At 38.9% G+C, this 15209-nt stretch carries 13 protein-coding genes; 8 read left to right on the top strand and 5 right to left on the bottom strand.

Features of this window, described 5'->3' with window-relative positions; genetic code table 11:
- Nucleotides 1-25 precede the first annotated feature (25 nt).
- Nucleotides 26-1627 carry an alkaline phosphatase D family protein gene (locus H6G86_RS07650; RefSeq protein WP_190933805.1) on the top strand — a complete coding sequence of 534 codons (1602 nt, stop codon included), beginning with the start codon at nucleotides 26-28 and terminating at the stop codon, nucleotides 1625-1627.
- A 125-nt stretch (nucleotides 1628-1752) separates the two neighbouring features.
- Here the strand turns inward: H6G86_RS07650 and H6G86_RS07645 are convergent, their stop codons facing one another.
- The gene (locus tag H6G86_RS07645) at nucleotides 1753-2004 is read right to left on the bottom strand and encodes a hypothetical protein (protein ID WP_190933804.1); all 252 of its coding nucleotides are present in this window, start codon (nucleotides 2002-2004) and stop codon (nucleotides 1753-1755) included.
- Between the two features lie 95 nt (nucleotides 2005-2099).
- Here H6G86_RS07645 and H6G86_RS07640 point away from each other — a divergent pair, with 95 nt between their 5' ends.
- Nucleotides 2100-2327, top strand: a complete 228-nt coding sequence (locus H6G86_RS07640; RefSeq protein ID WP_190933803.1) for a DUF4926 domain-containing protein — start codon at nucleotides 2100-2102, stop codon at nucleotides 2325-2327.
- A gap of 5 nt (nucleotides 2328-2332) precedes the next feature.
- Here the strand turns inward: H6G86_RS07640 and H6G86_RS07635 are convergent, their stop codons facing one another.
- From H6G86_RS07635 to H6G86_RS07620, 4 genes are all read right to left on the bottom strand, one after another.
- Nucleotides 2333-2710 (bottom strand): type II toxin-antitoxin system VapC family toxin, encoded by a 378-nt coding sequence (locus H6G86_RS07635; protein ID WP_313930696.1) that lies wholly within the window; start codon nucleotides 2708-2710, stop codon nucleotides 2333-2335.
- 358 nt (nucleotides 2711-3068) lie between these two features.
- Nucleotides 3069-3731, bottom strand: coding sequence for a hypothetical protein (locus tag H6G86_RS07630; RefSeq protein WP_190933802.1), 663 nt, complete (start codon nucleotides 3729-3731; stop codon nucleotides 3069-3071).
- Between the two features lie 191 nt (nucleotides 3732-3922).
- Nucleotides 3923-4186 carry a hypothetical protein gene (locus H6G86_RS07625; RefSeq protein ID WP_190933801.1) on the bottom strand — a complete coding sequence of 88 codons (264 nt, stop codon included), beginning with the start codon at nucleotides 4184-4186 and terminating at the stop codon, nucleotides 3923-3925.
- A gap of 219 nt (nucleotides 4187-4405) precedes the next feature.
- Nucleotides 4406-6619, bottom strand: coding sequence for a phosphoketolase family protein (locus H6G86_RS07620; protein WP_190933800.1), 2214 nt, complete (start codon nucleotides 6617-6619; stop codon nucleotides 4406-4408).
- A gap of 189 nt (nucleotides 6620-6808) precedes the next feature.
- On the opposite strand from H6G86_RS07620, the gene H6G86_RS07615 reads away from it, so the two are divergent.
- The 6 genes from H6G86_RS07615 (at nucleotide 6809) to H6G86_RS07590 (ending at nucleotide 15199) form a co-directional block, all read left to right on the top strand.
- The gene (locus H6G86_RS07615; RefSeq protein ID WP_190933799.1) at nucleotides 6809-8191 is read left to right on the top strand and encodes a cytochrome P450; all 1383 of its coding nucleotides are present in this window, start codon (nucleotides 6809-6811) and stop codon (nucleotides 8189-8191) included.
- Nucleotides 8192-8797: 606 nt separating this feature from the next.
- Nucleotides 8798-10174 (top strand): cytochrome P450, encoded by a 1377-nt coding sequence (locus tag H6G86_RS07610; protein WP_190933798.1) that lies wholly within the window; start codon nucleotides 8798-8800, stop codon nucleotides 10172-10174.
- Nucleotides 10175-10276: 102 nt separating this feature from the next.
- Nucleotides 10277-11035, top strand: a complete 759-nt coding sequence (locus tag H6G86_RS07605; protein ID WP_190933797.1) for an LmeA family phospholipid-binding protein — start codon at nucleotides 10277-10279, stop codon at nucleotides 11033-11035.
- A gap of 104 nt (nucleotides 11036-11139) precedes the next feature.
- Complete coding sequence (gene crtO / locus H6G86_RS07600; protein WP_190933796.1) at nucleotides 11140-12834, top strand: beta-carotene ketolase CrtO; 1695 nt, start codon at nucleotides 11140-11142, stop codon at nucleotides 12832-12834.
- 547 nt (nucleotides 12835-13381) lie between these two features.
- A complete protein-coding gene (locus H6G86_RS07595; protein WP_190933795.1) occupies nucleotides 13382-14125 on the top strand; it encodes a tetratricopeptide repeat protein in 744 nt (247 codons plus the stop codon).
- Between the two features lie 189 nt (nucleotides 14126-14314).
- Complete coding sequence (locus H6G86_RS07590) at nucleotides 14315-15199, top strand: SDR family oxidoreductase (RefSeq protein WP_190933794.1); 885 nt, start codon at nucleotides 14315-14317, stop codon at nucleotides 15197-15199.
- Nucleotides 15200-15209: the final 10 nt, after the last annotated feature.

Raw genomic sequence — 15209 nt, 5'->3', positions numbered from 1 at the left:
GTTTTTAAACTTGCCATTATTTAGTATGGAATCTCATAACCTATTGAGGCTAAACCGTCGCCAGTTTTTGCTACGTTCAGCGATTACGGCAGGTGGAATTATATCCACCAATTTTGTATCAAAATCACAAGTTTTTGCTGAAGCGCCTGCAATTATAACTTCAGATAAAATGCGTCCTGCTATACCTTATGGCGTAGCTAGCGGAGATATTTCTAACGATAGTATTGTCATTTGGAGTCGTAGCGATCGCCCCGCCAAAATGATCGTAGAATACTCTACCAGCGAATCTTTTAAAAATGTGCAGCGAGTTGTCGGGCCCAATGCTTTACAAAATAGCGACTTTACAGCACGACTTTATCTGAAAAACCTGCCACCAGACCAACAATTATTTTATCGGGTAATCTTCCAAGACTTAGATTATAAAGGCACTTACAGCGCTCCTGTCAAAGGCTCTTTCCGAACTCCCCCCAAATTTGGGCGAGATATATTCTTTGTTTGGGGTGGCGACACCGCCGGTCAGGGATGGGGAATTAATCCTGATTTTGGTGGGATGAAAATTTACGAAACCATGCGTCAACTTAATCCCGACTTTTTCATCCACTCTGGCGATAATATTTATGCCGATGGCCCCATTCAATCAGAAGTGAAGCTAGACGACGGCACAATCTGGAAAAACATCACTACACCAGAAAAATCCAAAGTAGCAGAAACTCTTACAGAATTTCGTGGCAACTATATTTACAATTTGTTGGATGAAAACATCAAGCGTTTCAACGCTGATGTTCCAATATTGGCACAGTGGGACGACCACGAAACAAGAAACAATTGGTATCCTGGACAAACTATCCTCAACGATGACCGTTATACAGTTAAGGATGTTAACTTGCTAGCTCAAAGAGCAAGGCAAGCATTTTTGGAATATCTGCCTATTGGGTATACAACTAATGAGCCAGATAAAGCGAAAATTTATCGCTCCTTTAAGCATGGCCCATTATTAGACATTTTCATGCTGGATGAGCGTACCTATCGGGGGCCGAATAGCCCTAATAATCAGCCAGTACCAAGTAAAGATACAGAATTTGCGGGTAGAACACAAATACAATGGTTAAAAAGGCAATTACTGTCATCAAAAGCAACATGGAAAGTGATTGCTAGTGATATGCCTCTGGGATTGATCGTTAGAGATGGTAGCACAAACTTTGAAGCTTGGGCTAACGGAGATGGCCCGGCTTTAGGAAGAGAACTGGAACTTGCAGATTTACTCCGATTTATCAAAAATAAGAATATCCAGAATGTTGTTTGGTTAACTGCTGATGTACATTATGCAGCAGCCCACTATTATGACCCCAGCAAAGCACAGTTTACAGACTTTAAGCCTTTTTGGGAGTTTGTCGCCGGGCCTCTGAACTCTGGCACATTTGGACCAAACCAACTAGAAAATACCTTTGGCCCCCAATTGATATTTCAAAGCCTTCCTCCAGGTACAAAAGCAAATCGTCCCCCAAGTGAAGGTTTGCAATTCTTTGGAGGAGTCAAAATTGATGCTTATACAAAGGTGATGACTGTAACATTGCGTAACTTGGCTGGGGAGACTGTTTACAGTGTAGATTTGCCGCCAGAAAAATAAATCATCAAAAGTGTGGTGAAATATTAAAACAAGGGGTAAAATCCCCTTGTTTAAGGTAAAAAAATTCTCTTTTCTCTGTGTACTCTGCACCTCTGTGGTTGATTAAAAATTGTAGTCAGAGTAAGTTACTCATGAATGTGAAGAAATAGAGAATAACCACTGGCAGCAAAAATAAAAAGGATAGCCGCAGGAAAAATTACTACATCCCTGACAATAAATAAAATCCAATCTTTTCTTAGTTCTTGTTTAAATTTAAGTTCTCTCAGCTTTCGCTCAAGTTCTACGTCTTCTTGTGACTGCAAACTTTCAGGTGATAAAATCACTGGATTGTTGCCTGTACTGGCAATTATTTTTGATAAATCTGTTCTATCTGTCATGCTATTTGGACACCAATAATTAAAATATTACTGTCGAAGTTATTTGATAAACTCTGATTACATTATAGTTGGCTGAGACTGCAAGATTGATAGCAATGATTCAAGAACTTGATCGGGTTATTTTGACTAGTGATATACCAGAATCTAGTTTAGAAGAGGGTGATATAGGTACAGTTGTTTTAGTGCATCAGAGTGGCAAAGGATATGAAGTTGAATTTGTCACATTAGATGGGGAAATTGTGGCAATTGTTTCACTCTACAGCATACAAGTACGTCCAATCGGTAGAAGAGAAATTGCGCGATCGCGGCTGATAAATTTATAATTACTTCAAAATAGGAGATTTTCAAAAGGATAACTTTGCTTCCAACGATAGGTATTAAAGTCACGTTGATCTACTAAAAAAATGCATCCATACCCTAAATACTCTGCTAAAATTACTAGGGAAGCATCAGCCAAATCCATTGGAAGATCAGCATATTTTTTCATTAATTCAATAATTCGAGCAGTATGGTGAAGTTCTAAATTAAAAATCGTAAATAATTCTTGTTGCAGACTATTTAAAAAAATAATTTTAGCGTCAACTCCCTTGCGAGTTAGCAAAAGATAACAAGTTTCTGTGACAACAGACCATGTTGTAATTAAAGGTTCATTATACTGTTTTAAAGCTTGCTTTGCTCTTTCGTGGTGAGTGTCTTTTTTATCAATAAGAGCTAACCAAAATCCTGTATCAACGACGATCGTATTTATTATCTAATGTATTAGATAAAACTTCTTTATAGGTTGTTGATAAATTTTCGTCAACAGAACAACAACCAATTAATCCAATTTCATCAAACTTATCGTAGAGACTTTTTTCTTTACTATGATTTTTTGATTATGGTTGTGGATAACGCTTTTTGAGTAACTGAATAAAATCAAGTAGTAATATTTGAGCTTCTTTTGGTAAAGTATCAATATCTCTATATATTTCTTCAAATTTTATAAGCATAATTAACTTTTAAGATTGAGGGTAATTTTTGGTATAACCTTATTATAGACTGGATTAAATTAATTAAAAAAATAGCTAAATTTTTCGTTGATTTTGTAGCCTTCTCATTTCTTCTTGTACACTGACTGCTACTTGTAACGCTTCATTTAATAACTGGCCATACTCGCTTGCCTGTTCACAAATTTGCAAGGTTTTTATCGTACTCAGATTAATTGCAAACTCCTCTGGACTAAAATCAGGATTTTCTCGCAAAATTCTTTCTGTTTTTAAAGCACGTATTAAATCATCTCTTGTGAATTGGAATCCTTTAATTACTTTGTGTCTATCATCTAAACTTACATCATGTCCAATCTCTTGCAACTGTTCTATTACAGCTATATTTTTTACTAACTGATTATATTTTTTTACTTCATCAGCTATATTACTCGATTTATAATTCATTTCATAGTTTTTATTAATATTAAATTTAGCATAATCTTCAGTATTTTTATTGATTGTAACACCTATACTAATCATAAGAACAGAGAGTATCCAAAAAAAATGTCCAGGGCTGATGTGCATAAAAACCTTAGCGGAAATACACCCTAAAAGAGCAAGTGTTCCAAAGAAAATCGTCATATCCTCTATAGATTTTAAAACTTTTTTAATATAAGAATTTTCAATAGGTATATTTTTTATACCTATCAAATTTTCCAATTCTTCATGAGTAATCTGAAGTTCTTGTAAATCAGCTTTCATAATTGTAAGATTATTGACTAATATATTTTTTACAACATTCACATAATTAACAAAATAAAAATTATAAAAACAAGCGCAAATACACGTATCACAAGCAAATAATATTGCTTGTAATACGTGTATTCACGATTGTATTTTAGGTTGTATATCTATAAAAGCCAGCTTAATACACTAACCGATTGCACTTTTCCTCAAGTCTCCACATTCCCCACGCTTCCAGATAAAAATATCACCCTTCGTCCTAGCTCAAAAATCAAGTTTTGCGACTTATAAACTAAGTTTCTGACTCGTAAACTAACTTTTGTGACACCAAAACCAGCTTTTGCAACACTAAAACCAGCTTTTGCGACACCAAAACCAGCTTTTGTGACTTCAAAACCAGCTTTTGCGACACCAAAACTAGCTTTTGTGACTTCAAAACCAGCTTTTGCGACTCTAAAACCAGCTTTTGTCAAAAAATTTCAGCAAATCTACTCTCATTTTTCCTGTCTGCTAAGTTCTCTTCAATAAAAAAACGCAAATATACGCATTCCGACGCAATTTCAGCGTTTTTATACGTATAAATGCGATAAAAATAGAAGCAATTTCAGCTTGATTTAATGGGCGTTGCTAAATCTAGGGATGAAACGCAAAGGAATATTCAATAAAATCATCCCGTATTTATGCAATATCATTTAATGGACTAACGCGATCGCACGTTTCGTTAAAGCTTCAGCAGTCAATCCATTAAATGCCATCAACTCACCAGCACTCGCGGTAGTTTCGCCACGCTTCCAAGCAAAGGTGTCGCACTTGGCTGTACTCCGTAACAAAATTGGTTCTAGCATTCCCGCAGCACCACCTGTCACCGCAATTAACGCATCGCCATCAAATAATTCGGCAAATGCTGCATCATCCAAGAAACCGCCTTCGGGTTCAGAACAGGTATCCCAAGCAGTATCATGGCTACGGTACAATTGCCGAGGATTGATCACAGAAACAATCTTGACACCAATACCTTCAGTTTCTAAGAAAGCCGCAGCTTCAAATACTGGTATTAATGTTAAATCGCCAATTACAGCAAATACAACTTGTTTATCACCAGCGACTTCATGTAATAGCACCGCACCATCGCGCAACCCTTGACGAGTTTGTTCTAAAGTTGTGCGAATTGGCAGTGGCGATTTACTTGCAGTAATCACAACTCCCTTATTCTTAGTTTTCAATGCCCAGTCATAACAAGCTTGAATACTATTAGCATCAGGCGGAAATAATGGGAAAACATTTCCATTTCGCATCAACGAAGCAAAGTAAGCTTCTATTTCAGGACGTTGGTGAGTCCAACCGTTGCGCCCTTGCTCTAATGCGCCTGCTGTGAATAAAGTAATAGTTGAAGGAGTTTGACGGCGCAATTCTGCCATTGCTTGAGTCACAGTTTGCCAAATTGGTAATCCGTTGATGGCAAAAGATTCGTAAGAACACCACAAAGTTCTCGCACCCATTAACGCTAAACCCGCAGCTAAACCAGCACAAGCATCTTCACTCAATGGTTCATAAACTTGTCCGTTTGGCGCTTGGTTATATAAGTCGTCGGTTGTGGGATGGATAATCTTTAATGCTTGGTTGATGTTGGCAATTCCTGATGCTTCATTACCGTCGGCGTTGGTGACAAGAAAATTCCGATCTTTATTTCCTACTATTCCTACTAATCGTCCCATCGCGGTTGTGGAAACTTTTGGTTCACCACCAACTGCATATTCTTCTAAAGGTAATTCGCCTAATTCGGGCAATGGAAATTCAAATTCTGTAACTACAGTTTTTGCTGCTGGGCCACCACCGGCGCGTTCGGCATTTGTTCTGACTAATTGCCAAGCTTCCGCAGACAAAGCACGGGTTTGCAATGCACTAACAATATGCGGCGCATCCAGCGTATCTTTAGGATACAAGTTGTGAGATTTTGCACCCCGCGCGTGGACTCCTGCACCTTTGAGTTGTTTAATAATGAAGACGGTAAGTTTACCACCTAACGCCGATCGCGCTGCTTTATCTACACCCGAAAGTACTGCTTGCGTAAATTCTAGGCGCTTCTCAAAGGAAAAGGCGGTGCTATCAACGTAATCCCCTGGCTGGTTCTGATCGTCAAAGTCTTTGGCATCCACTAACACCACTTCATCAAAACCGTTTCCTTGCCAATATGCTTGCATCTGTTCATTGGTTTTTAAAGAAACCATGCTGTGATGTTCTTGGCTGTAACCGTTCCACACCAACACCGGTAAGAAGTTGGTGGCAGCAGGATAAGCAGTATGGAAATGTGCGATCGCACTTACAATATAAGGCTCACCCAATCCACCATCCCCAACTGTAAAGGGGAACAACTTATCTTTGTGCAACAGTGCAGCCGCCATTGCAAAGTGTTGCCCTTGTCCCAAAGGCCCCGCAGGTGCGAGAATACCGGGAATGTAACCAGAAAGGTGTCCTAAAAGTCCGTGCTTTTCTCGGAAGCGATCGCGCAATTGTTGGACTGTAAAAATTCCCATGTCCTCTAGCGAACGATCCAAGAACATAGCACTATAAAATCCGGGGGCGTGGTGTCCGACTTCAGTAATAATGTTCTTGTATCCCAGCATGACAAGAGATGCGTAAGCTTCTGCTTGGCTGGCGAACCCGCCGGGATGCCCAGAAGCCTTACTAGCGGTAACTTGCAAAGTCAGGTAGCGTAAGGCATCAGCAGCTAGTAAAGTTTGATATACAGCTGCTTTGTCTGTGGTCGATGCGATCGCTATTTTGCCCGACTCGATAGCAGGTGTTGCACCATGAGTTTCAAAATCTGGTAACGCTTCACCAAAATATTGAATTCCTTCAGAAAAATTGGGAAGCGCTGAAGAAGCTTTTGGAGAGATTGCAGTCATGCTGAGTACCTTGTGACGATGAGATGAAACTGTAGATGCTCGTTGAATTTAACAAAAATTTTACATCTTTCAGGCTGTAACAGTTTATTGCTTTTTTGTACCCTCAGTATAAGTAACTCCAATCAACAGAAATTTATAAGTTGCAGTTAGTTAAAGTAAGAACAAGACATAAAGTAACAAAAGAATTTTATGAAATTACCAAACGGCCCGCAAAGCCCAGCAGTTTTACAGATGCTACGCTGGATTACTAGCCCCATGTCATTTATGGAAACTTGTGCCAAAAGATATGGGGATATGTTCACCATCAGGTTAGATAGCAAATCTCCGCCACTGATATTTGTCAGTAAACCTGAAGTGCTAGAGCAGATTTTGACAAACGATACCAAGGGGTTAGAAGCACCTGGTGATACAAATGCGGTGTTTGAATCTTTGCTTGGTAAGCATTCTGTGATTACCATTAGTGGTGGGGAACACCAACGCCAACGGCAGTTATTATTGCCACCTTTTCACGGTGAAAGAATGCGAAGCTATAGTCAAATAATTAGTGATATTACCGAGAAAGTCATTAGCCAACACCAGATAGGGCAACCCTTCAATATCCGGTCTGTTACCCAAGCTATTACCCTGCGAGTGATTATGCAAGCTGTGTTTGGGCTAGATGAAGGCCCACGCGCCGAAAAATTACAGCATTGTTTGGCTGAAATGCTGGAAAAAGGAAGTTCTGTGTTGAGTGCCGCTTTGCTTTATTTTCCAGCTTTGCAAAGGGATTTTGGCCCGATTAATTTCTGGGGAAAGCAGATGCGCCGACAGCAGGCAGCTGACGAACTTATATACGAAGAAATTCGAGAACGTCAAAAACAACCAGACCCATCACGCACAGATATCCTCAGCTTACTCATGGCAGCTAGGGATGAAGCAGGTCAACCAATGACTGATGAAGAATTACGCGATGAATTAATGACTCTGTTGGTCGCAGGCCATGAAACCACAGCAACAGCCTTAGCATGGGCATTTTACTGGATTCAAAAAATACCATCAGTACGCCAAAAGTTACTTCAAGAACTAGATAGCTTAGGTGATAACCCAGATCCTGGCACTATTTTTAAATTACCCTACCTCAACGCTGTTTGTTCCGAAACTTTGCGAATTTACCCAGTAGCGATGCTGACCTTTGCCAGAGTAGTCAGAACACCTCTATCTTTGGGTGGCTACGAACTGGAACCAGGTATTGGTGTTATTGGTTCGATTTACTTGACCCACCACCGAGAAGATTTATACCCCGAACCTAAGCAGTTTAAACCAGAACGCTTTTTAGAACGGCAATTTTCTCCCTATGAATATTTACCTTTTGGGGGTGGTGCAAGACGCTGTATTGGTCTAGCATTTGCCCAGTTGGAAATGAAGCTAGCACTCGCCAAAATCCTTTCCACCCGTGAATTAGAACTAGTTGACAATGGTGAAGTACGACCTAAACGCCGTGGTTTAGTGACAGGACAAGATCGTCCCATCCAGATGGTTGTCACCAGCCAACGTCCGGTGAAGTCTCCGACGCTACAGACAACCACTGTTTGATGCTGAAGAGTTTGATGGTTGCGTTCAGGAAACCTTCAACTTTCATCTATATATTTAGATAGATTTTCAATGCTTTTAAATAATCCCCCATAGTCCTCTTTTAAGGAGGTTTATGGAGGATTATATATTACAACTGTAAAAAGAATGAGTTTTAAGACTGAGCTATTACATCAATATCAAATATTTTAACATCACCAAAAGACGTAGTTTTTATGGATATATATCAAAATAATTGAGTAAGCTTTTTCTATAAATACCTCTAAGAATTTGGTAAAAAATATTATTATTATCTTTGTAAAAATTCATGTTAATGATTTGTCAGCATGATTAACTTAGCTGTAATTAAATCCTGAACATCTCCCCAAAGTATTAAAAAGGTTTGCTCTAACTCCCTAATTAAAAATTAAGCTTAGGGAGTATCTAGTGGTCTGTCTAATTAAATTTGAGGGGTGAATACGCTTGTAGTAAGGACTTTAGTCCTCAAATATTCAAGCACTAAAGTGCTTACTACAAACTTAGCACAATTAATGGGACAGACTACTAGGCTTACCTCAAGCGTATTGAATGATTTGCAGCTTACTAAACCCTAAAAGTATCGAATAAATAATGAAACCTCTTGATATTCTAACCACACCATGGTTGCTGCAAACCCTGCAATTAATTGCTCAACCCACAAAAACTTTAGACAAGTATGCTGCGAAGTACGGTGATATTTTCACAATGCGAGTAATGGGTTTAAAGTCGCCACCAATAGTATTTTTTAGCCATCCCCAAGCAATCAGTGATTGTTTTGCCATCCCTGCACACAAGTTAGATTTTAAGAAAGCAACCCATGTGTTTAAACCCTTATTTGGAGAGAATTCTATTGTATTTCAAGAAGCGCGATCGCACCAACAACAACGGCAGCTATTGTTACCAGTATTTCATGGCGATAATTTAAAATCTTATGGACAAACAATTTGCCAAATTACTGAAGAACTTACACAAAGTTGGACATCAGGTACAGATATTTGTATACACAAATTAATGTCAGATATCACTTTAGAAATTATCTTACAAGTGGTATTTGGTATTACTCATGGTGGGCGCTACCAACAATTAAAAGAACAATTGAGTTCTTTATTAGAAGACGTAACCAAACCTTGGTATTCCAGCTTATTTTTCTTTCCTTTGCTTCAACAAGATTTAGGCGCATGGAGTCCTTGGGGAATTTTCTTAAAAAGACGAGAGCAAATTGACAAACTTATCTATGCAGAAATTTCTGAAAGACGTTGGCAAAATGATGCTATGCGTACAGATATTCTCAGTATGCTGATGTCAGCACGTGATGTAAATGGTCAACAAATGACAGATGAGGAATTACGCGATCAACTAGTTTCATTATTGCTGTTAGGTTATGAAACTACATCTGGTGTACTAGCCTGGATATTTTATTTAATTCACTCTCATCCAGAGGTTAAACATCGGCTAATGCAAGAACTAAACACTTTGAATGATCTTACAAATCCTGAAGCGATTACACAATTACCTTACCTCACCGCCGTCTGTCAAGAAACACTGCGAATTCATCCTATTGCTTTAATTTGCACACCGCGAATGGTAAAAGAACCAGTGGAAATTATGGGGCATAAATTTACATCAGAAACAGTTTTAGTTCCATGTATTTATTTAGCACATCGCCGAACAGACACTTACCCAGAACCAGAACAGTTTCGTCCAGAAAGATTCCTCAACCAACAATTTTCACCTTACGAATATTTACCCTTTGGTGGAGGTTATCGCGGTTGTATTGGTGCAGCATTTTCTATGTATGAACTGAAATTAGTAACAGCCATAATATTATCCCGTTTTGAATTAAGCCTTACTGATAAACGTCCAGTGCATCCAGTCCGTCGTGGTATTACAATTGTCCCTAGCGGCGGTGTAAAAATGGTTGTTACCAAAAAGGCAAAATTTAAAAGACAAGCAATACTTTCTACTTGATTAATCAATCCTCCAATTTGCATATACCGCAATGTAGATCCGTTCCTTAGCATATAGCCTTTACAGTAACTAGTAAGAGGATATTTAGGAGATTACTAATTCATGCCTGATGAGCATCGGTTGGAGGAAAAATTTTTATCCCAGGAAGCTGAAAGAAGAATATCTGAAAAACTAGATGACGCAGAAAAAATAGAAATAGATGTACAAACCGATCTGTTGAAAATAGTTCAGGGACAAGCGGATGGAGTTTCGGTTGTAGGACAAGGATTAGTAATCCAAGAAGATATTCGCGTACAAGAAATACAACTGCAAACAGATACTATTTCCATCAATCCTTTCAGCGCTCTTTTAGGTCAAATAGAACTGAATGAACCAGTCAATACCATAGCTCGTATTATACTTACAGAAACTGATATTAACCGCACCTTGGCATCAGATTTTGTTAGCAGCCAGATGCAAGATTTTGATTTGGATGTAGATGGCAAAATTGTGAGTTTTGAGGCCAAAAAAATTGAAATATTTTTACCTGGTGATGGGAAAATAGAATGTCAGGGAAGAGTGCTGTTAAAAGAGATGGGAAATACTCGCCCTTTGGCTTACACTGCGATCGCACGTCCACGTACTCGTTCACAACCCGCGATGCTGGAGAGTTTTAACTGCACTGAGGGAGGAGGAATTTCCATAGAAGTAGTTACAGCTTTAATGCAGAAAGCAAAAGAGTTGATGAATATACCATATTTTAAATGGGAAGATATGGTGTTTCATATTAAAGATATAAAAGTGGAAACTGGTAGTTTAATACTGATGCTAGAAACTCAAGTGAGGCAAATACCATCATCGTCAAATTTCTCATCTACTTAGTAGAATTAACCTTAGTTAAAGATAATTTTTGTTACTGAAGGATGATGCAAAAGTAATAAAATGTTTCTACTATTTAGAAAGCTACTTATTTCTAAATTCCAACTATGCAAGAGTATGATGTTGTGCTGATCGGTGCTGGACACAATGGGTTAGTTTGTGCGGCTTACTTGTTGAAAGCTGGTTATAGCGTCCTGTTATTGGAAAAGCGTTCTGTTCCAGGTGGTGCAGCAACAACTGAAGAATGTCTACCACAAGAGGCTCCTGGATTTAAATTTAACTTGTGCGCTATTGACCATGAATTTATTCACTTGGGGCCGGTTGTTGAAGAGTTAGAACTAGAAAAATACGGCTTGCATTATTTGGAGTGCGATCCAGTTGTTTTCTGTCCTCATCCTGATGGCAAGTATTTCTTAGGGCATAAGTCGGTGGAAAAGACTTGTGCAGAAATTGCTCGTTATAATGAACGTGATGCCAAAAAATACGCAGAATTTGTAGACTTTTGGCAACGAGCAATCGGTGCAATGATTCCGATGTTTAATGCACCGCCAAAGTCAATTATAGATATCGTTGGCAACTACGATATCAAAAAATTCAAAGATTTATTTTCGGTTATTGGTTCGCCAAATAAAACGCTGGACTTTATTCGCACGATGTTAACCAGCGCCGAGGATTTACTTAACGAGTGGTTTGATGAAGAATTTCTAAAAGCGCCACTAGCCAGATTAGCATCAGAACTTGGTGCGCCACCATCGCAAAAAACCCTTGCCATTGGTGCAATTATGATGGCGATGCGTCATAACCCTGGCATGGCCAGACCTCGCGGCGGAACTGGCGCATTAGTGCAAGCTTTGGTGAATTTAGTCACAAGTAAAGGTGGCGTTATTCTCACAGATCAACATGTTGAAAAAGTTTTAATTGATGATGGCAAAGCTGTTGGTGTGCGGGTTGCTGGTGGTAAAGAATATCGCGCCAAATACGGGGTTATTTCTAATATCGATGCCAAACGATTGTTCTTACAAATGACTGATAAAAGCGATGTTGATGGAGCCGACCCTGATTTATGGGAAAGATTAGAACGCCGCATCGTTAACAACAACGAAACCATCCTCAAGATAGATTTGGCTTTAGATGAACCACTGCATTTTCCACACCACGCTCACAAAGATGAATATCTCGTTGGTTCTATTTTGATTGCCGATTCCGTGGCTCATGTAGAGCAGGCTCATAGTAAATGTACTTTGGGAGAGATTCCTGATGCTGACCCATCAATGTATGTGGTGATGCCTAGTTATTTAGATCCAACATTAGCACCACCAGGCAAGCACACTGTATGGATTGAGTATTTTGCCCCTTATCAAATTGCCGGTGCAGAAGGCACTGGTTTAAAAGGTACTGGCTGGACAGATGAATTGAAAAATAAAGTTGCAGATAGAGTGGTTGATAAGTTGGCAGATTATGCACCAAATGTCAAAAATGCAACTATCGCCCGTCGTGTAGAAAGTCCAGCAGAACTAGGAGAAAGATTAGGTGCGTACAAAGGGAATTATTATCATGTTGACATGACTTTAGATCAGATGATATTCTTCCGTCCCCTACCAGAAATAGCCAACTATAAAACGCCAATTGATAATCTATTTTTGACTGGTGCTGGGACTCATCCAGGTGGTTCGATTTCAGGAATGCCGGGACGTAATTGTGCCCGCGCCTTTTTACAGGCAAAACATCCTATTAGTCAAACCTTAAAGGATGCAAGAGATTCGATTAAGTCAACTGTCGAGTCAGTGTTTGGAATTAATTAGCGATTTTAAGTTGCATAGTTTCAATCGCTAAAAAGGCGCAAAGACGTAATTTGAATGATGATTATAGTAGTCCTAAATCATTCGTGAACAATAAGATCCCCGACTTCTTTGAGAAGTCGGGGATCTTAGTCTCTCGATTTTCACAACTCATTTAAGATTGCTATAGCTTAGATAAGTGCTTGAAAAATGAAGCAACTAACATGATTGTCTAGCGAAAAACTATTACGATCGCTTATGGCGGGTGGTACACCATTGCACTCTTAGAAAATTACCAAACACTTGCGATGTCTACAATAGGCGACATTTACACAATATATACAGCAACATAAATAATTGTTTTCTGAATGAAATAGGTACTAAGTAATTGCTTTATGTATATTTAATATGATAATCTAGCCTACGCTTGATTTTAATAAACATCTATGCGTCGTCAACAAAGCTCTTTCTGAAAAGATAAGTGAATTAATGGGTAAAAAGTAGTGTATTTTGATAATACTCAAAAAAAGAACAAATTTTAATATCATCTCATAAGTTTTGTAGGTACAGCATGATTGTTCAGCGCTGCTTCGTTGCATCTGGTTTGATAGCTTTCTTCGCATTTGGTTGTAGTGGTGGGGCAAACTCATCAATAGAAAATACTACACAAGTTGTTCAAGAAAGTAATGTAACCCAGCTTTTCATAGAAGCGAAGATTACCCAAAAAGCAGAAGACTTTTTTCATCAAGGTAATAATTTATTAGATGGACAACGTTATGAAGATGCAATAAAAGTATACGACAAAGCGATCGCCATCAAAGTTGAGAGTCCTGAAGCTTGGATTAACCGTGGCATAGCTTTAACATCGTTGCAACGCTACCAAGATGCTCTCGCATCTTACGACAAAGCGATCGCCATCAAACCCGATAAATATGAAGCCTGGTATAATCGTGGCATAGCTTTGACATCGTTGCAGCGCTACAAAGACGCGATCGCATCTTACGACAAAGCGATCGCTATCCAACCCAACAAATATCAAGCCTTAATTAACCGAGGCATAGCTTTGACAAAGCTACACCGCTACCAAGATGCGATCGCATCTTATGATAGAGCGATCGTTATTAAGCAAGATTTGCACCAAGCATATTACAACAAAGCTTGCTCTTATGCTTTACAAAGCAATCTGGAATTAGCAATTGAGAACCTAGACAAAGCAATCAAGCTTGTTCCTGATAAATACAAAAAATTAGCAAAAACTGATCCAGACTTTAGCAAAGTGCGTAGTGAAAAGCAGTTTCAGGAATTAGTGCAATAGTATTTTATGACTACCACTCAGTGTAGAATATAAGCCAATACAGTTCAGATAAGACCAAAACACTTGTAGAGACGGCGATTTATCGCGTCTATAAAACCCAAAATTTTTGCCAGTAGGCCTTAACCCAAGCGTATTAGAATACAAGCCTGCTGTAGAAAGGATTTTTTCTTGAGCGGTTTACGGTTAGACATGAAAAAATTGTTAATCACCGGGGCAAGTGGTTTTTTAGGATGGCATCTTTGCCAGCTTGCAAAACCAGAATGGGAGATTTATGGCACTTATTTATCCCATCCTTTAGAGATTCCTGGCATTAAAACGTTAAAAGCGAACTTAACAAATTTTCAGGAATTGAAACGCATATTTAATGATGTCAAACCAGAAGCAGTTATTCATACTGCTGCACATTCACAACCAAATTTTTGTCAAACGAACCCCAAAGAATCGCACGCAATTAACGTTATAGCATCATGCAATATTGCTGGACTGTGTGCGGATAACTCTATTCCTTGTGCTTTTACCTCAACCGACTTAGTTTTTGATGGCTTAAATGCCCCCTATCAAGAAACAGATGCCGTGTGTCCCGTCAATCTTTACGGTGAGCAGAAAGCTATAGCTGAAGCAGATATGCTAGAAAGGTATCCCATGACCGCAGTGTGTCGAATGCCGTTAATGTTTGGTGCAGAAACACCTACAGCAAAAAGCTTTATTCAGCCATTTATTCAAACTTTACAAGCAGAAAAAGAACTCAATTTATTTATAGATGAATTTCGCACCCCAGTAAGTGGAACAACCGCCGCTAAAGGACTTTTATTAGCATTAGAAAAAGTTAATGGCATCATTCACTTAGGTGGCAAAGAGCGGATTTCGCGTTATGATTTTGGACAGATATTAGTAGAAGTATTCCAACTTCCCACTACCGGACTTAAATCCTGCCGACAACAAGATGTGAAAATGGCAGCACCTAGACCAACAGATGTTTCTTTGGACAGTTCTAAAGCTTTTGCATTGGGTTATCAGCCTTTAGGGGTAAGGGAAGAATTGCAAGAGTTAGGAGTTTTAATTCCTAACTCTTAACTCCTTACTT

The organism is Nostoc sp. FACHB-133, from assembly GCF_014698055.1.
In the GTDB taxonomy this organism is placed as follows: domain Bacteria; phylum Cyanobacteriota; class Cyanobacteriia; order Cyanobacteriales; family Nostocaceae; genus Nostoc.
Note: the sequence above shows the minus strand (reverse complement) of the source record. Positions and strands in the feature narration are given on the sequence as shown.